Source organism: Streptomyces sp. NPDC079020 (assembly GCF_044542225.1).
In the GTDB taxonomy this organism is placed as follows: domain Bacteria; phylum Actinomycetota; class Actinomycetes; order Streptomycetales; family Streptomycetaceae; genus Streptomyces.
In genome coordinates this window covers 303,702-325,257 of record NZ_JBITUB010000009.1, presented here as the reverse complement: position 1 = coordinate 325,257, position 21,556 = coordinate 303,702, and the positions used below count along the sequence as shown (strand labels likewise).

Sequence of the window (21,556 nt, the reverse complement as noted above, 5' to 3'; positions counted from 1 at the left end):
AGGGATATCTCCTGTTGCGGGGCCTGTTGCCCCGCGAACAAGTGGCCGCCGTGCGTGACCGCGTTCTGGAGGTGTGCGCCCGGGAGGGCTGGCTCCGGGACGCTGACGCCCCTCAGGACGCCGTACGCCCGGAAGCGGCGTGCGAGCCCCCGGACCCCCGCTTACCGCCGGGTGGTGAGCCTGGAGGAGTACGAGGCGCTGGCCCACGCCCCGGCACTCATGGAGGCCGCGGAGGCGCTCCTGGAGGACGACCGGATCCTGCCTCGCCCGGCCAAGCCGGCCCGGCTGATCTTCCCCCAGAAGGCGGAGGTCGGTGCCACCCCGCCGCACCAGGACTTCCCGCACGAGCAGGGAGCCCAGGAGGCGTTCACGGCATGGGTACCACTTGGTGACGTGCCCAGGGAGCTGGGCGGTGTGGCGGTCTGGCCGGGATCGCACCGCCAAGGCGTCCTGGAGCACGGCTTCGTGCCCGGTGTCGGTGGGCTGGGAGTGCCGGAGGGCAACGCACCCGCGCCGACCTGGTTGGCAGCCGACTTCCGGATGGGGGACGTGCTGATGTTCCACAGCCTGACCGTGCACGGTGCGCTTCCCAACCGGAGCGGTGACAGGCTGCGGATCTCCGCCGACTTCTGCTACCAGCGGGCGGTCGACCCCGTTACGCCGCACATGCTCAAGCCCAGTGGCGGTGAGCTCGACTGGGAGCAGATCTACGCGGACTGGCAGAGCGAGGAGTTCCAGTACTGCTGGCGCAAGTGGGGGCTTCGAACGGTGCCGTACGACCGTTCCTACTACCGCAAGCGCGACGAGGAGGCCCTCACCCGGGCGGCGGCCGGCGACGAGCACGCCCGTGACTTCCTCACCACCATCGAGGCCCGCAATCCCGATCCTGCCGTCCGTCTGAGAGCCCGTCAGGTACGTTCCGGAGCCCGGCCGGAGGCCGGCCGATGACCCAGCCGCGGATCAGCGTCGTACTTCCGGCGCACTGCACCGAAGCGCGGCACGGCACCTCACGCCTCCGGCTGACGCTGATCTCACTGACCCGGCAGACCCTGGACCCCGGGGACTACGAGGTCATCGTGGTGGACAACGCGAGCGAGCCGCCGATCGCCTCGCTGGTGTCCGGATGGGGGCTGGCCGACCGGGTGCGGGTGGTGCGGCGCGAGGAGACCGGGCTCGGGGCGGGATACAACGCGGGACTCGCCGAGGCCAGGGCGCCCCTGATCCTGCTCGGCACCGACGATGAACTCGCCGCTCCGGAAATGCTGGCCCGCCATCTGGAGGGGCATGCGCGAGCGGAACCCTCCGTGGTGTTCGGTCACTGCACTTTCCTCTTCCACACCGAGCTGTTCCACGATGTCACCATCGCCGAACCAGCACCCAAGGCCCTGGACCGCGCCGCTGCCCGGGGCGAGACGGGCTGGCTGCCCGGGGCCGTGGCCTGCCTGGGGCTCGCGGACAAGCCCGTGACCGCCGATGACGTCATGCACGCATGGGACAAGCTCATGGCATTGGCGGGCACCACCCCTCAGTTCGACGACATCGAGAGGACCGTCGCCTCGGGGCGCTGCCACAGCCTTCCGGGGGGCTGGCTGGCCATGCGGGTCGGGAACCACTCCCTGCCGGTCACGGTCCTGCGGGAGATCGGCGGTTTCGACGAGACGCCGGATGAGCACGGCGGCTGGTATCTGGACCTGGAACTCGGCATCCGGCTGGCGGACGCCGGCCTGCGGTTCGGTTACGCGCCGGCCGCGGTATCGACGAACCTCACACACCCGCGCGGCGCCGGGGGAATGCTCGGCGTCGTCTCGGGGATGGCCTACGTGCTGTCCAAACACCCTCGGATGGACGTCACGCTGTCCCCCTCTACTTCCAGCGCAACCTGGGCATCGCCGAGTACGCGCGTCTGCTGCGGTCCGCCGAGCGCTGGTGGGCTCCGCCCATGGCGCCGCGGCCGGCCCGTTCCGCGTCCTGACCTCCCGTACCCCTATCAAGGAGCACCGCCCCATGCCCGTGCGCAAATCTGTCCCGTTCATCGATCTGTCCGCGCAGATGCCCACAGTCCGCGCCGAGACCTAGGAACGCATCGGCCGCATCCTTGACACGACCTCGTTCATCCTGAGGGAGCACTGCGACCGGTTCGAGGAAGAGTTCGCCCGCTTTCTCGGGGCCCGCCATGTCATCCGGCGTGGGCAATGGCACCGATGCTCTGGTCGTCGCCCTGAAGGCGGCCGGAGTAGGTCCTGGTGACGAAGTGATCACCGCGGCCAATTCGTTCATCGCCACGGCAGAGGCCATTGTGCTCGCCGGCGCGACTCCCGTGCTGGTCGATGTCGACCCCATCACCTTCAACATCGATCACGAGCTCGTTGCCGGGGCCGTCACCGAGCGTACCGCCGCGGTCATCCCGGTTTATCTGTACGGGCGCCCCGTGGACCTCACCCCTCTCCTCGCGCTCGCCGAACAGCACGGATTCACCGCTATCGAGGACGCCGCCCAGGGCCACGGTGCCCAGCACGACGGCCGCAGGGCGGGAAGCATCGGGGCCCCTCGGGTGCTTCAGCTTCTACCCGACCAAGAATCTGGGTGCATTCGGAGATGCCGGTGCCGTGGTCACCAGCGATCCAGAACTCGCCGATCTGGCACGGAAGTTGCGTGATCATGGCGGCGTGTCGGCCGATGAGCACCAGATGGTGGCCCAGAACAGTCGGATGGATGCGATTCAGGCAGCGGTCCTCAGCGTGAAGTTGCCTCACCTGGACGCCTGGAACACCATGCGGCAGCGCCATGCGGTGACCTACGCGGAGCCGCACGTGGTCTCGACGATCTGATCACCCTGCCCGATTCCGCTCACCCCGGCCACGTGCACCATGTCTTTGTGACCGGGGTGGCGGCCGGCCGGCGGGAGCGGGTGCTACGGCAGTTGCGCGAAGCGGGTGTGGGCGCCGGAATCCACTACCCCCTGCCCATTCACCTCACCCCGGCCTTCGCTCATCTGGATCTCGCCGGCCAGCTCCCCGTCAGCGAGCGGCTGGCGAAGGAGATGCTGTCGCTGCCGATGTATCCGCAGCTGACCGACGACGATACCGACTACGTGGTCGAGCGCCTGGCCGAAGCGCTGGAGGCGACCGCGTGAGTGGCGAGCCGCAGATCAGCGTCGTCATCCCGGCCTACCGGACCCGGCGCGGCGATGGCACCTACCACGGAACCCTCCGTTCGTGGACAGGGCTCGAGACGTCCGGTCACGAGGGGGACCCGGGGCTGCGCAGACTCCAGCTCTCCCTGGTCTCGTTGGAGCGGCAGACCATCGGCCGGGACCGGTTCGAGGTGGTGCTCGTCGATGACGGCAGTGAGTACGATCTGGCCGCGGAGGTGGCCGGATGGGACCTCGACCTGCCTCTGCGTGTGATTCGCAGGCCGCATGCCGGCTTCTGCCACGCTTTCAACCACGGGGTGAGTCAGGCGCGGGGCGAGCTGGTATTCCTGGGCTTGGATCACGCGATCTTCGCCCCCGGGACGCTTCGGAGTCATGTCGATGCCTACCGAGGTCACACGGACGCACCGGGAGAGGCACCGTGGGTGGGCTGCGGGCGGCAGCTGCAACTGTTCCACAGCGTCCTGTTCCGGGACCCGACGCAGCCCTCGGTCGACCCCGCGCATCTGGCCGCGCTCGGACGGAGGGAAGGACTGGGGTGGCTGCCCCAGGGTGTACGACACCTCAATCCGGACCGTAAGCCCATCACTCTCGACGACGCGCGTGGCAACTTCACCAAACTGGAGTATCTGGCCGCCCGTACCCCTGAGTACGCCGATATCGACGCGGTCCTCTCGGCCGGCGCGCACGACCGGCGCTGTGGCTGGCTCGTGATGCGGGTGGGCAATCACTCGTTGCCCCGGGCGCTGTGGGACGAGCTCGGTGGGCTGGACGACGGACTCGACGAACACCGCGGATGGTACGCCGACCTGGATCTCGGACTGCGGCTGCACCGGGCGGGCACACGGTTCGGTTTTGTGCCGGGAGCGGTGACGCTGGACCTCTTCCACGGTGGCGCGCGCGGCGCGGCAACCGCCAAGTCCACCGGCCTGGTTCACATGCTTGCCAAGCATCCGGCCCCCGAGGTGCTCCTGCTGCCGCATTATCTCGACCAGATCGGCTTGACCATCGGTGCGTACGAGGAGCATGTGGCGGCAGCGGACCCATGGTGGTCAGCGGCGGCCCCGCCACAGCGGGTCCCGGTATGAGGATCACGGGCCATCAGCCGGACTGTCTGCCCTACACAGGGTTCTTCGCGCGGATGCTCGAAGCGGATGAGTTCCTCGTCGTCGAGCACGTTCAGTTCGAGAAGAAGAGCTGGCAGAGCCGCAACCGCATCGCAGGCCCCTACGGAGTGGTGCTCCTGTCGGTACCGGTCCGCACCAAGGGCCGCTTCCATCAGGCGTGTTCACAGGTCGAGGTGGCTGAGCCCCGAGGACGATGGCGGGACAAGCACTGGCAGTCGATGCTCGGCTGCTACGGATCCGCACCGCACTTCGCCCGCCATGGCCCGTTCTTCGAGGCGTTGTACCAGCAGACCTGGGATCGCCTGGTCGACGTCAACCTGGCGATCATCCGGTATCTCGCGGCGTGCTTTGCCATCGAGACGCCGCTCCTGCTGTCCAGCCCGATGCAGTTGACCGGGCGCAAGACCGAACTGCTGGCCCAGATGTGCTGATCCCGCACGGCGCGGTGAGGGTGATTCACGCCCGCGGGATGTGGCGGGAGATCTGGTTCCCACCCTGCGTGAGCATGCCCACGAGGTCGATGTCCGGGCGGAGTTCCCGACCGCGAGCCTTCGCGCGCTCAGGGAATCAGGGCTCATGGGGCTGATGGTGCCCAGTGAGTACGGCGGACTGAACGGGACTCCGCAGGACCTGGCCGAGTTCTCGCAGGTCCTCGCCGGGGGATGCCTGTCGACCGCGATGATCTTCGTGATGCACTGCCAGCAGGCGGATGCCCTGGTCAGATTTGCGCGCCATGAGCTGAAGGAACGTTTGCTGCCGCGGATCGCGGACGGCAGCCTGTACCTGGCCTCCATCACTTCGGAGGAGGACAAGGGCGGCCACCTGTTGACCAGCGCCGCTCCGTCGAGGTCGGTCGATGGCGGACTTCGAGTCTCACGTGTGGCTCCCGTCGTTACCGGAGGGGCTCATGCGGATGGATATCTGGTCACCATGAGGTCGGGTCCGGAGGCGCCCGCCCACGCGGTGTCACTCGTCTACGTCGATCGCCGTCAAGCCGATCTCGAATTCCATGGTGACTGGGATCCCATGGGCATGCGAGGCACGCACAGCGTCGGACTGAAGCTGGAGGCGGTCGTTCCACCCGAGCAGATCGTGGGAACCGAAGGAGAGTTCCGGGCTGTCGCCCTGCACAGCTTCATGCCACTGGCTCACATCGGCTGGTCCGCCTGCTGGCTGGGCGCGGCGCAGCAGTCTCTGCGTGAACTCATCGCTCTGCTTCGTTCGCCTCGCCCCCGAGGAGCCTGGACCTCTCGTCCGATCTGCTGCACGAGCGGGTGGCCCGCATTCGCCACGGCTTGGAGCTGACCGGTTCCTATCTGCGCGGAGCGGCGGATGAGGTGACATCTCTGAGGGAAAGCGACGGCGACATGGAAGCGCCGCGCGTACAGGTGCACTTGAACACCCTGAAGGTCATGGCAGCTGAGCTCACCTTCGACGCCGCAGATCGGTGCGTTCAGCTCGCAGGGTTGGGGCAGGGGTATTTGAGGAATTCGAATACTTCGTTGGAACGTACACTGCGGGACCTGGGATCTGCATCACTGAATTACTCCAATGACCGTCTCCTCAAGGCCAATGGCCTTCTGTCACTGGCAGATCCTTCCGTAACGCTTCTGTGATCTCCATCATGCCCGGAATGTGCTTCATATCGGCTCGCAGGGGTCGGCCGGCCTCAGGTGACCTTTGAGATCCAGTCGGCATCCAGATAGCCATTCCGGTCTCCGACCGACCGCGACCAGCCAGCCAGAGGGGCCGCACCTGTTCGACTCGCAAGATTTTTTCGGAGCGGATTACCTGCATTTCCATGAATACCAGGTCGGTGGTGAACTGACGGAGCAGGAAATTCCGGTCATTAGGAGCCTATTGGGGATCGGCAGGCGAATGCGGATCATCGACCTCGGATGCGGGAACGGCCGCATTGCGAACCGACTCGCACGGCAATCGCGCTGGTCGACTGCAGCGGGGCGACATTCGACACGCTGGCAAAACGAGTCGGCGGCGCGGCGCTGCGGGCGTACCGGCATGGGAGGTGCGACCCCGGCATGGAGGATGAGTTGATCCGTGAGGTTCGCAGCGAGCGCGGAATGCACGTGACGCGCGATTCCTGCATGTTCAATTACATCAACATTACCAGTGACTTTCCGGCGGCGGAAACCGAGTCTCTGGGGCAGGTCAAATGGTTGAGTTCTCGCTCTCGATGGACTGCCCCCCCGATGAGGTTCGATGTTCTGTCCGCGAGCTCGGTGGTCCAATTGGCAATTGAAGTCGACGATGTGTACCTGAACAGGGCTGACGTGGAACTTGTTCTCCGGAGGGTGGAGGGGATTTGCGCCGAAGCCACTACCCGGGATATCGAATTTTCCGAGATCGTTGATATTTGCAATATTTCCCCGATTGTTCGCCCCGATGAATGGATATACCGAGACCGCACCTATGTCGACCTTCGTTCCAGTCGGAATCTGCTGGAAGGGATCTCGGGGGTGGAGCAGGCATCGCTTGCGATTGATGAGGATGGCGGAGGGGATTCGAAAACTAATTGCAGTTTTTACGTCGAAAATGAAACAATTACCGCCGGCTGTGTCCACGCCGGAATTGTCGAAAGGTTGCATTCGTTCCCGAACGGATCTGCGCCGACCTGGTATGACGTGTATCTTGCAGGGGGAAATGGTGGGCGCCTTCTTGATTCTGGATCCGGGCGCGGCGATGCTCGCACGAACCCCTTCTGAAGAGAAAGCTCCGACTGATTCGTGTGCATCGTGAAGTTTGCGGCTCAAGGGGGCTGGTGTGCGGGGGGTGGTTCGGGATGCCGGAGCTCGTCGCGGGCGGATGACGGCCGGTCAAGGTTGTTGGTCATCAGCCCCGAGGCGCTGGGGGCCTGGGTGCGTGATGGCGACAGTCGTCCGGTAGAGGGTGTCCCGTAATCCATCGGCGGGTCACGGGACACCGAGGCCGAGTTGGCCCGGCTGCGGGCGGAGAACGCGCGGCCTGGAAGTCATCTCAGTTGGTTGGTGCCTCGATGGGTGGGAGCCAGGCGTTGTTCGGTCCGTACGCGATGGCTTGACCGTGATGTGAGAAGCCGTATTCCTGTCGATCATGAGGTCGTTTCTGATCGGACGGGGTGCCTGGTCGCGAGATCTTCACGGGTGGGTGCCCGAAGGCAGGGCCTCTGGTGCGGCACGAGGGTTGCGATACCGCCTCGTGAGACCGGAGGCCCTGTTAATGCGGGTTTACGCGGTTTCGTCCTCGGGTTTCAACTCGGCGCCGTCGGTGTGCGATTGCCTCGCTCATCGGTTCGGGAACGCGGCCGGCCGGCCGGAGGGTGTGGCGGTATCCGTCGGACATGACGGACGCGGAGTGGGCGGTGGTACGGGAGGCGGTGCCGGTTCCGGCGTAGCTGGAGGGTCGGGGCGGGCAGCCGTGGAGCTGCTGCCACCGGCAGACGCTCGACGCGATCCGGTACGTCTCCGACAAGGGGATCGAGTGGCGCGCGATGCTGTGCGGCTTCCCTGCCTGGGACCGCGTGTACGCCTTCCTCCGGAGGTGGCGCAGGAGCGGCCCGGCCAAGGAGTTCCACAACCGGCTTCGCGGTCGGGTCCGTCCGGCCGAGGGATGCCGTCGAACGCCGACTCGGGGGCATCTTCCGGGATCGCGACCGGTGGGCCGACGGGACGTGGGCGTTTGAACGAGCCCGACGACAGATGCCGCGCAAGGTCGTGCCGGCAGGCACCAGGCCGCACGGCGGGATTCCCCTGCACAGGTGTGCCGGGGAATCGCCAGGCACGAGGTGTCGCGTCATGCGTGGCCACCCGCTCGCCCGCCTCGGCACAGACCGCCATGACGGCCCGCCCGATGCCGCGCGGGACCCCGCTCGCCGGCGCGACCTTCCCACTCCTGACGTTCCGTCGGTTGCGCCGGCCGGTTCCGTGGCGTCGCGGGCCCGGTCGGGCCGGTGGGCACGGCCGGGTGGTCCTCGCGGGGTGCGGGCCCGTACCGCGAAGCGGAGGGCCAGGCCTCGTTGTCAGTGGGGGCGCCTAGAGTCTCTTCCACTCGTCACGGTGCGTTGCCGTCGACGGGTTTCATCAGCGTGCCGCCGGTTGCGCGGCCGTCCGGAACAACGGGAGAACAGCGCATGGGGTGGGTTCCTGCGGGCGACTACGAAGTCGCTCTGGAGGCGGGCAAGGTGGTCTGCCGCAACGGGAAGGGCCGACGGCTGAAGTCCGTACCGGCCGGCTTGAAGGATGACCCGGCGGTCGTCGGGCTCCGGCAGTTGACCGAGTGGCTGGAGCGGCACGAACGCCAGTGCCTGACCGACGTCGAGCAGTGGATGGTGCGCTCGCTGCCCGTCCCCACGGCCGTGCTCGCGCAGGTCTGGCCCGACCCGGCGTGGCAGGCGGCCCTGCGGGACGTGGTGGTCACCGGAGTGGACGGTGGGGTCGCCGGATTCCTGCGCGATGTCGACCCCGACCGGGGTCTCGGACTCGTCGACCTGGACGGCGACACGGTCCGCCTCACCCCGGACGTCGTCAGCGTGCCCCACCCCGTCCTCCTCGACGACCTCGACGAGCTGCGGGAGTTCGCGGTCGAACTGGGGGTGCGCCAGAACGTGGAGCAGTTGTTCCGCGAGGTGTGGCGCCGCCCGCCGGGCCTCGTCCCGGACACCACCTCCGTGGACACCTACGCCGGCGGTGTGTTCAAGGAGGTGCGTTTCCTGCACGGCCGCGTCACTCAGCTCGGGTACCGGTCGCGCGGCGGATACGCGGTCTGCCCGGTCGTCGAGGACGGCGTCACCGCCGAGGCCCGCGTCTGGATCGGCGAGCACGACGGATACGACGAGTACGGCACGGAGACGGGCTCCTTGGGCTGGACCGAACCTGCGGGGCGCGCGCTGACGGCCGCCGAGATCGGCCCTGTGGCGTGGTCCGAGGGCATGCGCATGGCGGCGGCGCTCTACGCCGGCCGCGACGTGGAGGACGAGGAGCGGGCGGCATGAGCACCACGACGACGAACACCAACGCGAACACGACGGCAGAGGGCGCGGCTTCCCTCACCGCCCGGGGCGAGAGCACCTCCACCCGCGCCGACGAGGCCCGCGCGGCGGCCCTGCTGGACGCGGGCACGATCCTCCCGGCCGGCACCACCGACCGGGACGACGCCGACACGCTGACCGCCCGTACCTACACGCACACCGCCCTCGGTGACCGCCCCGTGGTCCGGCTCGTGCCCGGCACTCTCGGTGAAGCCGAGGACTTGGCCCTGGAGTTCCTCGGGCTGGCCCGGACCGCCGAGGCCCCCGTCGTGGGCCAGGTGCGCCGCGAGACGCTGGGCTTCCCGGCCTGGGCGTTGGTCAACGACCCGGCCAACGGGCACCACGCCCTGGCGCTGGTCAAAGACATCGAGCGGCTGGGCCGGCAGGCCAGGACCCGCGCCGGAGCGGCCAAGGAAGGCTTCGACGCACTCGGCACCCGGCTCGGCCGGGCCGTGCCCCACTTCCTCCCCACCTACTTCGAGCAGGTCGCACGCCTCTTCCTCCAGGCCGAGAACACCACCTACGCCGCCTCCTTCTTCGGCAAGGCCCGCGAGGCCGAGCGGGTGCACGGGCTGGTCGTGGACGAGGACCGGCAGCGGGCGGTCTTCCTGGAGTTCGCCTTCTCCGGCGCGCTGACCGTCAAGGCGCTGCGGCAGTACGTACGGGACCTGGTGGCCCGGCTCGCACCGGCAGACGCCTGGGCGCAGTTCCGCCGTCTGCTGGTCGAGCGCTGCGCGGCCGGCATGCCGCCGTACGCGGCGCTGCCGCAGGACGTGCGCGCGCTGGTCAAGGCCGCCGGGCTGGACCGCGAGGCCGCCGAACGCGATCTGGTGTCCGATCTGATCGGCTCCCCGGGAGTCGTCCGCGCCCCCGCCTCGTTCTGGACGACCTACCGCTCCGCACTCATCGCCCTCGCACAACGGGATGCGGCCGTACGCGCCCGGCTCCTCGGCTTCTTCCCGGAGACCTTCAGCGAGAGCGACCGGGACACGGACGGCGAATCCGGCTGGCTCGCGTTGCTGGCCGAGGCCGGCGCCGAGGACCTGCTGACCGCCCTCCCGGACACCGGCGACGCCCCCTCCGACTCCGCCGCGTCCGTCTCCCCGGCGGACTGGCTCGGCCGCTGGGAGGCACACCGCCGCGGCAACCGGGACGCCTCGGGCCGCAGCCCGCAGACCCTCGACCTGGCCGGCCGGATGGCGGACCGGCTGCGCGCCGACGGGCGCTCCGTCGAGCTGTTCCACGGCCGCTGGCAGCGCACCGCCGATCTGGACCTTCTCGACCTCTGCCTGGCCTCCGGCGTCCCCGTCGCCGAGCCGGACGACCAGGGCGCGGGCACCGCCAACTCGCCCCGTGTCATGGTCGGCCCATGGCTCACAGACACGGCGCCCGGCGCGCGGGATCTCACCGTCATCGCCGAACGGCCGGTCTTCCGCGCCCTTCTGCGCCGGAGCGTCGACGGCCTCGGCGACGGACACGGTAGGTGGCTGGGCGACGCCGGTATGGCGAAGCTCGTGGCGCACCCGGTGCTCTCCACCATCCTGCGGGAGTGGCTGAACGCCTGCGCCGCGGAGTACACGGCCGCGCGCGGGTTCTCCGGGCTGCACATCGCTCTCACCAGGCTCTCGGCGTTCCGCCATGTGGTCGCGGACGTCGCCCCGGAGGTCGTGCGACTCCTGGAGAGCCACACTGTCGTGCCGCTGCTCGCTTCCACCCTGCGTACCGGCGTCCTCGACGAACTGGGCTGGCCCGCGCTCGACGAGACCTACGCCGAACTGGCCGCCGAGGCTGCCACCGCCGCGCGTCAGCAACGCCACCGACGGGAGAGCGTCGATGTCACCGGCGCCTGGCCCGCGCTGATCCTGAACACCCTCGAACGGGCCGTCGTCATCGGTCCGGAAGGCGTTCTGCTGCGGCACACCCTGCGGCTTCCCGTCGCCGTCGACCACTGGCGGACGATCGCCCTCCGTTACGTCGACGGCGAGTTGCTGGTCATCTGGTGGGAGGACGGCAAGCAGCGCGGCTACTGGTCGCACCGCCCCGCCGAGGTGTTCACCGTCGGTGGCGAGCAGAACGCCCGCTGGGGCGGCTCCGGCCCCTCGGACGAGGTCTGCCTGCCGCTGCCCGGCGGCGGCCGCGCCACCGGCGCCAAGGCCCTGCACGCGGGCGACACCTCCCTCCCGCCTCAGCGCGCCGTCATCTCCGACGGCACCGGCCACTGGCGGGAAGGCCACCAGGGCACGCAGCGGGTGTGGCTGGAGTACGACCCGGTCAGCGGCACGCACGGCCGCGCATCCCTCCCCGCCTTCATCCGCTCCGGGGTGCGGGACGGCACCCGGCTGCTCACCGAGCACTGCCAGGTGCTGCCCCTCCAGCCCGGTCTGGAGACCACTCCCTTCGGCACGGACGGCACGGTCCTCGGCCGCTGGGTCCGCCGAACGGCGACCGAGCCCGGCACGGCCGCCCCCGCCGACGGGCACCGGATCGTCGCCGGCACCCCCGACGGCCACATGGTTGCCCTGCCGCACCCGCTGCCGGGCGGCGACTCCCCGGTGCCGATCGGCGCCCTCACCCTGCCCGGCGGGTCACGGCCGGTCGCGGCCCTGCACCACCGGTCCGTCGAAGCGCACCCGGCGGACACGGACGGCACCGGTGGCAGCCTGTGGTCCGTCACCCTCGACTCCTCCGGCGGGAAGGACGCGGCGGGCACCCCCTATGTGCCTCCCGTCGCCTACTGGCACGCCATGCGCCCGAGGGACGAGCGGGGCTCCATCGCCCTGCGGAACCTGACGGACTCCCGGACGGAGGAGCTGTTTGCGGAAGTCGCCGCCGCGGTCGCCCGGCACCTGGAGGCCTTCCGGGCTGTCAAGGAGTACACCGGGCCCTCGTCGCGGGAGCTGAGCCAGGAGGCCGTCGCCCGGGTGCTGCCCGAGGTGTCGGACGCACGGCTCCTCGCGGGTGTCACCGCGTTCGTCCAGAACGCGGTGGACCGGGCTGTCGACGTCGCCCGGTACCTGGAACCGCCCAAGCCCGTGCAGCCGGCCACTCCCCAGAACACCGCGCGCGTCCAGGGCATGTTCTTCGATCACGAGCCCGAGCACGGCGACGACGCGACCCTGCGGGACTCCACCGTCTGGGGCTCCGAGCGCATGCACGGCGGGTGGGGAGGCGAGAACCGGTGGACCGTGATCCGGCAGATCCTCGCCGTCAACCATGTCCTCGGCGGCGAGCCGGCGTTCGGTCCACCCACGCCGTCCAAGGTCCCGTTCACCCCCACGGACGGATGGCAGCGGGACGAGTGCACCGTTCCGGGCTACTCGCCGACCTGGACCTCCCTCCTCGACAAGCTGCCCGAACTGGCCTATCGGGCCGCCTCGGCGACCACGTCCCCGGAGCACCGCACCGGGCTCCTCGTGCTGCTGGAAACCCTCGCCGCGGGCCCGCTGGCCGACCCGGCGGGCACGGTCCGGCAGGTGGAGCTCGTCGAGCCGTTCGGCGGAGGGGCACCCGCGCAGGGACGCCCCGAAGCCGTGCACCGCCTCGGCCAGGTGCTGCGCAAGGGCGCCCGCACCGTCGTGGTCCTGGCCGACCGCGGCCGGAACGCGTCGAACGACGCGGTACGCTGGCTTGCCCTGGACCACGACCCGACCGGCGCCTTCGGCCCCGTCCCCGGCTTCACCCTGGACCACGAGCACGTTCACCGGCAGGGCATCGACCGGGACCGGCTCACCCGGCTCACCGCCCTGGTAGGGGAGAAGGGCCCGGCACCCTGGCGTCCGGAGGCCGCCGAGGCGTTCCATACGGCCACCGGAATCGGTCCCCTCCAGTCCGCCGCCCTGCTGTCGGCGGCCATCGAGGAGCCCGGCGCCGAGGCGCTCGCGCTGCTCGGGGCGAAGACACGTGCCCTCGAGACGGCTCAGGCCAGGCTGGACGCCCTGCCGCGGGACGACCGGCACGCCCTGCTCCGGGCACTGCTGCCCGCGGACCCGGCCGACCTGTGGTCCACGGGTCCCGACGTCCGGGCCGCCGCCGCGGTCTGGCAGGAGCGACTGGCCTCCCTCGTCCGCGTTCCCGAGGAACTGGACCTCGACCTGTCGGGCGCCCCTCCGGGCGCCGTCGACCTCGTCCTCAACGCGGGCTCCCGGACCTGGCTCGCCCACGGCACCGATGTCCAGGACGGCACCGGTCGCCCGTCCCTGCGCCGGGTGGGTGCACGCGGTGCGGTCTCCTCGGCCCTGACCGCCCTGCGCACCCTCGCCTACACACTGCCCTACGGGCACCCCCTGCGGGCGCACCTGCCCGTCGGGCTCGCGGCCCTGCGCAGCCGCCTCGCCGACCCGAATCTGGTGCTGGAACTCGGTCTGGACTGGACCGATGCGGGTGGCTCGATCGGCCCCGCGGTCCGCGCCGCCCACGGGCTCCCCGAGTCCGGCGGCGCCGGCGCCGACGGACTCGTCCGGGCCGGCACGGCGCTGCTCCTCGCCCTCGGCCATGGCAGCAACGAGAAGCTGCTGATACGCCCGGCCGGTCTGGCCGGACCCGACGACCCGGCGTTCGGCTTCGTCGAGGGCACCGTCGGCCGTCACAGCACCGGAGATCTGCTCGCCCTGCGCGCACTGCTGGGCGAGGAGACCGACGTATTGCTCTCGGCGGGCGCCCCCGGCGGCTCCCCGCACCACCCGGCCCAGGACCCGACGCGTGCGGTTCCGGAGCTGGTGGCCGAGGCGGCCGACGCCCTCTGCCTGAGCGCGGACGCCGCCGCCCTTTACCTGATGCTGCTCGCCCTGCCCGACCCGACGGACCGCAACTGCGTCCGCTGGACCGAGTGGAAGCCGGCCCGGGTCAAGAAGGCCCGGGCGGAACTCGTCGCCACCGACCTCGTCGTGGAGGCGAAGCGCTCCCGCGCGGGCCGCACCCTGTTCCTCCCCTGCGGCTGGCTCGAACGCGGCGCCCCCGGCCTGCCGCTGGAGACCTGGAAGGAACACCTTTACCCCGTGGCAGGGTCCTTCCGGATCCTGCCCCACCTCCCCGTGCCCGCGCTGTTCGCGGCCGCATGGGCACGGATCGGCGGCGGCGACGCCCCCGCCTTCGAAGAACTGGACACCCGCGCAACCCGGAAGGGCCGCCGCCGATGACGAACGACACCACCACCATGGACAGCACCGCGGGCGGCGTCCCGGACCAGGCGAAGGCGCCCGGCCGGGAGCACCGCCAGGTCACGCCGCCCGAGGACCGGTACGCCACCGAGCTGGCCTTCCTCGCCGTCCACGACTCCGGGCCCCGCCCACCCGGCTGGCGGCTCACCCCGCGCGCCGTCGTCACCTTCGTGATGGGCAGCGCGGGCGAGGCGCTGAGCCTGCCGAAGGGCGCCCGGCCCGAGACCGGGGTGCCGCGCCGCCTGGTGATCGAGCAGAAGTTCGTCGGCGAGCGCGCCCTGGTCGAACGGTGCGTGGTCACCCTTGCCGGAGAGCGCGGACTCCTCCTCGTGGGCGAACCCGGTACCGCCAAGTCCATGCTCTCCGAGCTGCTGTCGGCGGCCGTCTGCGGGACCAGCGCGCTCACCGTGCAGGGCACCGCGGGCACCACCGAGGACCAGCTCAAGTACGGCTGGAACTACGCGCTGCTGCTCGCCCAGGGCCCGACCGAGCAGGCCCTGGTGCCCTCCCCGGTGCTCGCCGCCATGACCCGGGGGGCCGTCGCCCGCGTCGAGGAGGTCACCCGCTGCCTGCCGGAGGTCCAGGACGCCCTCGTGTCACTGCTCTCCGAGCGGCGGATCGCGGTCCCCGAACTCGCGGGCGGCGAGGGCTCCCAGGTGCACGCGGCCCCCGGGTTCACCCTCATCGCCACCGCCAACCTGCGGGACAAGGGCGTCTCGGAGATGTCCGCCGCGCTGAAGCGGCGCTTCAACTTCGAGACCGTGGGGCCCATCGGGGACGTGGACGCCGAGACCGCGCTCGTCCGGCGCCAGTCGCGGGCGGCCGTCGAACGCGTGGGCGCCGCCTACCAGGTGGACGACGCGGTCCTCGAAGCCCTTGTCACCGCCTTCCGGGACCTGCGCGAGGGTCGCTCCGCGGAGGGCTGGGAGGTCGAGCGCCCCTCCACGGTGATGAGCACGGCGGAGGCGGTCTCCGTCGCGGGCTCCCTGGGCCTGTCCGCCGCCTACTTCCCCGGCGACCGGGACGTGCTCTCCCTCCTGCCCGGCCATCTGCTCGGCGTCGTCCGAAAGGACGACCCCGCCGACGCGGCACGGCTGCTGGGGTACTGGGACGGGCCCGTGCGCAGGCGCGCGGAGCAGGGGTCTGCCACCTGGCGTGCCCTGTGGGACCTGCGCGCGGTGCTGGAGAACTGACGGATGAGCGAGTCGACCACCCCCCGGACGCGGTACACCGCCGAGGTGCCGCCCACCGCCGGCGCGCCGGCCGCTTCCCCGGAGCGGGGCCCGGCCGCCGGGCCCCGCGCCGGGGAAGCGGCGGTAGCCGCCCTCGCGGCGACCGGACCCGGGCTGCCGTTCCTGATCGGGGTGCGCCACCACGCGCCCTCGCTGGCGGCCGCCCTCCCGGCACTGCTGGACGCGGCGGCGCCCGACGTCCTCCTCGTCGAACTGCCCGCCGAGTTCCAGCCCTGGCTGGGCTGGCTCGCCCACGAGGAGACCGAGGCCCCGGTGGCGCTGGCCGCCGTGCCCGCCGACGGGCCCGGACCCGGCTCCGCGGGCGAACGGGGGCCGGCCTTCTACCCGTTCGCGGACTTCTCGCCCGAACTGGTCGCTCTGCGCTGGGCGGCACGGAACGGGGTCCCGGCCGTGGCCTGCGATCTGCCGCTGGCCGACCGGGCCTGGGCGGGGGGCGGCCGGGAGATTCCCGCCCCTGTCCCGGGCACCGGCTCCGCACCCGTGCCGGGGGAGGGGCACGGGCTGTCCGCCGCGCTCCGGTCCCGTCTCACAGGCCGGGACGGCGACGACCTGTGGGACCGGCTGGTGGAGGCCCTGGCGCCCGGTTCGACACCCGAGGCCCTCCGCCGTGCCGCCCTGCTCACCGGCTGGGCACTGCGCTACGAGGCCGAGGCACAGGGCGGGGTGCACGGCACGGACGTGGTGCGCGAGGCATGCATGCGCCGACATGTCGCCGAGGCCCTGGCGAGCGGGCGGCGGCCCGCCGTGGTGGTGGGGGCCTTCCACACCCCGGCGCTGCTGCCGTCCGCCGCAGGGGCCGGCGAGGACCCCGCACCGGACGCGGACGGCCATGTGAGCGGCGCTGCCGGGCCGGCGGCGTGCACAGTCTCCCTGGTCCCGTACACGTACCCGCTGCTCGACTCACGGTCCGGCTACCCGGCCGGCATCCGGGACCCGGAGTGGCAGCACACCGTCCTGGACGCCGCCGGGGACCCGGCCGCGCTGCACGAGGCGCTGATCCGCACCGCGGTCCGCGTCTGCGCCGACCTGCGCGAACAGGGCCACCCCTACGGCCCGGCGGACGGCCGTGAGGTCGTCCGGGTGGCCGGTGACCTGGCCCGCCTGCGCGACCTGCCCGCCCCCGGCCGCGGTGAACTCCTGGAAGCCGTACAGACGGTGCTGGGGCGCGGCGAGACCTACGGCACGGGCCGCGCCGTCGCCCGGGCCCTCGAACGCGTACTCGTCGGAGCCCGCACCGGACGGCCCGCGCCCGCCGCTCCGCGCGGCGGACTGGGCCCCGCCGTCGAGGCCGAGACCGCGGCCCTCTCCCTCCCCGGCCCGGACGACGCGCACGAGAAGGCACCGCGCGACCTTCGGCTCGACCCGGCGCGCTCCACCCTGGACCGGCGCCGTGAACTGCTGCTGCGCAGGCTGACGGTGTGCGGCATCCCTTACGCGCAGGAGCAGGGGGTGACCGGCGCGGCGGGCACGGAAGGACTCACGACGCGCTGGCAGGTGCGGTGGACCCCGGCGACGGCCGCGATGCTCACCGCGGCCGGTGCCCGCGGCGTCACCCCGGCCCAGGCGGCCGAGGGCGTGCTGCGCCAGCGGCACGCGGCCGAGCGCGCCGAGGGCGGCCCGACGGCCGCACAGGTCGTCCGCGGCCTCGGTGAGGCAGCCGAATGCGGGCTTCCCGCCCTGGCCGACGAACGCCTGACGGAACTGGCGGCCGTACTCCCCGCGAGCGGTACCCTTCCCGAACTCCTCGCCGGGCTCGACCTGCTGGATCGCATCGACGCCGGCCAGCTGCCGGGCCTGGCCGCGCCCGACGGCCCCTCGGCCCCGGACGCCATCGTCTCCGTCCGTGCCGCCCGCACCGCGCGCGCGGCCGAACTCCTGACCTCGGCCGCGGTCCGCCAGGTCGACGGCCTGACCGGCTCCGAGGAGCCCGAGGACGCCAGGGCCCTGCTCGAACTGTCCCAGCGGGCCGACCGGGTCGGCGGCATCCGGCTCACCGACGCCCTCGCCCGGCTGGCCGCCGACGGCAGCCCGTTGATCGCCGCGGCCGCCGGGGCAGTCAGGGTGCTCACGGGCCACGAAGAGGCCGAGACCTTCGGCGGGCGCGTCGCCTCCTGGGTGGACGGAGCCGTGGGCAGCACCTCCCGGGCCGCGCTCACCGCCCGCCTCACCGGCGTCCTGACGGTGGCGGGCCCGCTCCTGACCGTCGGCACCGGGGCCCTGGACCCTTTGCTGCACCGGGTCGTCGAGCTGGACGACACCGCGTTCCTGTCCCGGCTGCCGGCCCTGCGCGGCGGATTCGACACCCTGAGCCCGGCGGCCCGGGACCGGCTGCTGGACACCGTCGGGGAGCGGCTGGGCGAACGGGTGGACACCCTCGACGCGGACGGTCCGGCCGAGCTGGCCCGCCGAACGGCCGCCGACCTCGCGGCCCGCGAGCTCCTGGCCGGCCTCGGCCTGCCCGTCCCGCCACCCGCCCACGACGACGGCTTCCCGTCGCCGTCCGGCCGCCCCGCTGTAACGTGCTCCACCGTCATACCCGACACCGACGCCGACACCGCCGGGGCCGCTCCGGCCACCACCTTCACCGGGGCTGCTCCGGCCACCACCTTCACCGGGGCCGCTCCCGCCCGGACCCTCGCGCCCGCCGACCGGTGGCGGCTCGTGCTCGGCCGGCGTCCCGACCAACTGCCGTCCGGCGCCGCCCGCCTGGCGACCGCTCTGGACGAGCTCTACGGCGCGGGACACGGCGAGGGGTCCCGCGGCGGCCTGCCCGGCACCGGCCACGGTGACGGCACCGGACCGCGCGGTGGCCGTGAACCGTCGTTCCCCGGGGTCCGCGAGTGGTCCGAGGAGCTGGCCGCGCTGTTCGGCCCCGGAGTCCGCGAGGAGGTCCTCGCCGCCGCAGCCGTGACAGGGCGCCAGGACGTCCTCGCCGAACTCGATCCGGCGGCCGTCACCCCCTCCGTGGACCTGCTCCGGACGATCCTCCGGTACGCCGGCGGCCTCCCCGAAGCCCGTCTCGCGGCGCTCCGGCCCCTGGTCCGCCACCTGGTCGACGAACTGACCCGGCAGCTCGCCACCCGGCTGCGCCCCGCCCTCACCGGCACGATGCTCGCCCGGCCCACCCGCCGGCCCGGCGGCCGGCTGGACCTGCCGCGCACGCTGCGCGCCAACCTGGCCACCGCCCGCCGGACGGCCGACGGAACGGTCCGGGTGATCCCCGAGAAGCCGGTGTTCCGCAGTCGCGGCCGCCGGTCGGCCGACTGGCGCCTGATCCTGGTCACCGACGTCTCCGGATCCATGGAGGCGTCCACGATCTGGTCCGCGCTGACCGCCTCCGTGCTCGCCGGGGTGCCAACCCTGAGCACCCATTTCCTGGCTTTCTCCACGGATGTCGTCGACCTCACCGGCCATGTGCACGATCCCCTTTCCCTCCTGCTGGAGGTGAGCGTGGGCGGGGGCACGCACATCGCCGCCGGGCTGCGGCACGCCCGCAGCCTGATCGCGGTGCCCGCCCGCACCCTCGTCGTCGTCATCAGCGACTTCGAGGAGGGCGCTCCGCTCGGCGGACTGCTGGCCGAGGTGCGGGCTCTGGTGACCACCGGCTGCCACGTCCTGGGGTGCGCGAGCCTCGACGACGCCGGCCGGCCCCGCTACTCGACGGGCGTCGCCGGGCAGCTCGTGGCCGCCGGGATGCCCGTGGCGGCCCTCAGCCCACTCGAACTGGCCCGCTGGATAGGGGAGAAGACCGCATGAACGCCGCCCAGTTGCCACCCGTCGCGCCGGAGGTCACGGCCACGCTCGTGGAGGACCTCTCGCCCCGGCTGCGCAAGCGGCTGGACGCGGCGGTCACCAAGCTCGGCGCCCGCCCGACGCACCGCGACGGGGACACGCTGACGATCGCGGTCGACGACGAGACCGAGTTGCGCCTGCACGCCCCGGGCGGCGTGGTGGCGACGGCGGACGCCATCACCTGCGGTTGCCTCCTCGCCCCGGCTTGCGTCCACCGCGCGGCCGCCGCCTGTGCCGCTCCCACGGCGGACCCTGCGCCGCCGGAGCTCGCTGACCGGCCCACCCGGGCGGTATCCGAACCCTTCCCCGAACCCGCCTCCGGAACGGACCCCGCCCCCACCGCCGACTCCTCGCCCGAGGTGGCGGGCCCGGACCAGCGTGCCGCGGCCGACGCCCTGTGGTCGGCGGGCGCCGCCGTGCTGGAGGCCGGCGTCGACGGGGCCGGCGCCGTCACCCAGTCGGCGCTCCTCCGCGCCGCGCACACCGCCCGGATCCGGCACCTGCCCCGCGCCGCGGGCGCCGCGCTGTCCGTTGTCACACTGCTGCGCGCGGCCCGCGCCGGGGACCCGTCGTACCGCACCGCCGACCTCGTCACGGCCCTGGCCGAACTCCTGGGCACCGCACACCGGGTGGGGACGGCGTCCGGGGCGGAGCTGGCCGCCGTCAGAGGCCGCGTGCGCCGCCCGTACAGCCCGGACGGCTCGCTGCGGCTGTACGGCCTGTTCACCGAACCCGTGGTCACCGACTCGGGGCACGGCGGCGTCCGAACCTGGGTCGCCGGATCCGACGGCCGCCTCTGCACGGTCGGCGATGTGGCACCCGGCGGCGTCGGCCGCGCCCTGGGCGTGGCCGACCGGGCCGTGCGTCTGGGGGACAGCGCGCTCACCCACCGGGAGCTGGGCCGGGCCGGCCTCGCGGTCTCGGGGGCGACGGTCTCGCCGGACGGCAGACTGGGCGCCGGGAAGGGCGTCAAGGCCGTCACCGCCGGGGGCGCGGCGTGGACGGAGCCGCCGCTCGCGGCTCTGTGGGAGACGCCGCTGTCCGAACAGTCCGCCCGCGCCCTGCGGTCCACCTCCCGCTACGCGGACCCGGACGGCGGCGGCAGCGATCTGCTCTTCCTGGACGTCGAACTGCTCGGCGCGGTACGGGAGCCGGGCGGCACCTGCCTGCTCGCGCTGTGCGAGGGAGGCATTCCCGTCCGGCTCACCGTCGCCGACGACGACCCCGCACTGGCCCACCGCGACAACCTGATGCTGCTGGCCACGGCGCCGGGGACACGACTGAGGATCATCGGCCGTCTGGTGCCCGCCCTCCACCCCCGGCTCACCCTCCTCGCCTGCTCGCACCCCACCGGCGAGGGCAGGATCGACCTCGGCCTCGACCGCCTGCGCCGCGCCGACCTCCCGGACCCGGCTGCCCCCGTGCACACCGCCCCGTCGCAGCCCGGAGAGTCCGGCGCGCACTCGCCCCTGTATCTCCTGGAGCGCCGGGTCGAGCAGACGGTTGCGGCGGGCCGCGCAGCCCTCGGCATGCTCGGCGACGTCACCGCCGAGACCCGTCGTATCCGCCGCGCGGGCCTCCCCACGGCCGCCGGACTCCTCACCGCCCTGTGCGCCTCGGCGGCCCAACGCGAGCGCGACCTCTTCGGCCGTCTCCTCCCCGCCGACACCGACGGCTTCGCCACCTACTGGCTGGCCGCCGCCCGCTACACGGCCGCCGTGGCCGAAGCCCTCTGCGTGGCAGCCTGGGACCCGGCGCACGAGGGCCCGGCCGAGGCGCCGTCCGACCCGGACCATGAGCCGGGACCGGCCGTGACGCGAACCGCTCAGCACCGGTGGGCCCGGGCCCGGTTCCCGTCCTGTCCGTCGTACCCCTCGACGCAGTCCCGATAGGCGCTGCTCGGTCCGGTGATCCCCGTGTACGCCTCGTAGGACGGTGTCGCGTGGGCGAGGGAGGACTTCCCGCCCCTGATCCCGGTCGTGAAGCGCCAGTTGCTGCGGCCTTCTGGTGCCGCACGAGCGGTGGCAGTCCGGGGTGCCGCATGCGGCGCTGGA

At 72.2% G+C, this 21,556-nt stretch carries 16 protein-coding genes; all 16 read left to right on the top strand.

Going from position 1 to position 21,556, the window contains the following annotated elements:
• The first annotated feature begins 174 nt into the window (after positions 1 to 174).
• The 16 genes from ACIGJO_RS21245 (at position 175) to ACIGJO_RS21170 (ending at position 21,394) form a co-directional block, all read left to right on the top strand.
• Complete coding sequence (locus ACIGJO_RS21245; RefSeq protein ID WP_399960228.1) at positions 175 to 948, top strand: phytanoyl-CoA dioxygenase family protein; 774 nt, start codon at positions 175 to 177, stop codon at positions 946 to 948.
• The gene (locus ACIGJO_RS21240; protein ID WP_399960226.1) at positions 945 to 2,099 is read left to right on the top strand and encodes a glycosyltransferase family 2 protein; all 1,155 of its coding nucleotides are present in this window, start codon (positions 945 to 947) and stop codon (positions 2,097 to 2,099) included. Before ACIGJO_RS21245 ends, ACIGJO_RS21240 begins: the two co-directional genes overlap by 4 nt.
• A gap of 74 nt (positions 2,100 to 2,173) precedes the next feature.
• Positions 2,174 to 2,656 (top strand): DegT/DnrJ/EryC1/StrS family aminotransferase, encoded by a 483-nt coding sequence (locus ACIGJO_RS21235; RefSeq protein ID WP_399960225.1) that lies wholly within the window; start codon positions 2,174 to 2,176, stop codon positions 2,654 to 2,656.
• Positions 2,607 to 2,828 (top strand): DegT/DnrJ/EryC1/StrS family aminotransferase, encoded by a 222-nt coding sequence (locus tag ACIGJO_RS21230; protein WP_399960224.1) that lies wholly within the window; start codon positions 2,607 to 2,609, stop codon positions 2,826 to 2,828. The genes ACIGJO_RS21235 and ACIGJO_RS21230 overlap by 50 nt, the downstream gene beginning before the upstream one ends.
• Before the next feature lie 32 nt (positions 2,829 to 2,860).
• On the top strand, positions 2,861 to 3,133 hold the full coding sequence (locus ACIGJO_RS21225) for a DegT/DnrJ/EryC1/StrS family aminotransferase (protein ID WP_399960221.1): 273 nt from the start codon (positions 2,861 to 2,863) through the stop codon (positions 3,131 to 3,133).
• Positions 3,130 to 4,239: a glycosyltransferase family 2 protein gene (locus tag ACIGJO_RS21220; protein WP_399960219.1), complete on the top strand. Its 1,110-nt coding sequence runs from the start codon at positions 3,130 to 3,132 to the stop codon at positions 4,237 to 4,239. Before ACIGJO_RS21225 ends, ACIGJO_RS21220 begins: the two co-directional genes overlap by 4 nt.
• The gene (locus ACIGJO_RS21215; protein ID WP_399960216.1) at positions 4,236 to 4,709 is read left to right on the top strand and encodes a WbqC family protein; all 474 of its coding nucleotides are present in this window, start codon (positions 4,236 to 4,238) and stop codon (positions 4,707 to 4,709) included. The genes ACIGJO_RS21220 and ACIGJO_RS21215 overlap by 4 nt, the downstream gene beginning before the upstream one ends.
• 40 nt (positions 4,710 to 4,749) lie before the next feature.
• The gene (locus ACIGJO_RS21210) at positions 4,750 to 5,583 is read left to right on the top strand and encodes an acyl-CoA dehydrogenase family protein (RefSeq protein WP_399960214.1); all 834 of its coding nucleotides are present in this window, start codon (positions 4,750 to 4,752) and stop codon (positions 5,581 to 5,583) included.
• Positions 5,553 to 5,894 (top strand): hypothetical protein, encoded by a 342-nt coding sequence (locus ACIGJO_RS21205; RefSeq protein ID WP_399960212.1) that lies wholly within the window; start codon positions 5,553 to 5,555, stop codon positions 5,892 to 5,894. The genes ACIGJO_RS21210 and ACIGJO_RS21205 overlap by 31 nt, the downstream gene beginning before the upstream one ends.
• A 282-nt stretch (positions 5,895 to 6,176) precedes the next feature.
• Complete coding sequence (locus ACIGJO_RS21200; RefSeq protein WP_399960210.1) at positions 6,177 to 7,001, top strand: hypothetical protein; 825 nt, start codon at positions 6,177 to 6,179, stop codon at positions 6,999 to 7,001.
• Between the two features lie 668 nt (positions 7,002 to 7,669).
• On the top strand, positions 7,670 to 7,957 hold the full coding sequence (locus ACIGJO_RS21195; protein WP_399960280.1) for a transposase: 288 nt from the start codon (positions 7,670 to 7,672) through the stop codon (positions 7,955 to 7,957).
• Between the two features lie 447 nt (positions 7,958 to 8,404).
• Complete coding sequence (locus tag ACIGJO_RS21190; protein WP_399960208.1) at positions 8,405 to 9,265, top strand: DUF4132 domain-containing protein; 861 nt, start codon at positions 8,405 to 8,407, stop codon at positions 9,263 to 9,265.
• Positions 9,262 to 14,436 carry a hypothetical protein gene (locus tag ACIGJO_RS21185; protein ID WP_399960206.1) on the top strand — a complete coding sequence of 1,725 codons (5,175 nt, stop codon included), beginning with the start codon at positions 9,262 to 9,264 and terminating at the stop codon, positions 14,434 to 14,436. Before ACIGJO_RS21190 ends, ACIGJO_RS21185 begins: the two co-directional genes overlap by 4 nt.
• Positions 14,433 to 15,650 (top strand): AAA family ATPase, encoded by a 1,218-nt coding sequence (locus ACIGJO_RS21180; RefSeq protein WP_399960204.1) that lies wholly within the window; start codon positions 14,433 to 14,435, stop codon positions 15,648 to 15,650. The genes ACIGJO_RS21185 and ACIGJO_RS21180 overlap by 4 nt, the downstream gene beginning before the upstream one ends.
• A 3-nt stretch (positions 15,651 to 15,653) precedes the next feature.
• Complete coding sequence (locus ACIGJO_RS21175) at positions 15,654 to 19,466, top strand: DUF5682 family protein (protein WP_399960202.1); 3,813 nt, start codon at positions 15,654 to 15,656, stop codon at positions 19,464 to 19,466.
• Positions 19,463 to 21,394 (top strand): hypothetical protein, encoded by a 1,932-nt coding sequence (locus ACIGJO_RS21170; RefSeq protein ID WP_399960200.1) that lies wholly within the window; start codon positions 19,463 to 19,465, stop codon positions 21,392 to 21,394. The genes ACIGJO_RS21175 and ACIGJO_RS21170 overlap by 4 nt, the downstream gene beginning before the upstream one ends.
• Positions 21,395 to 21,556 lie beyond the last annotated feature (162 nt).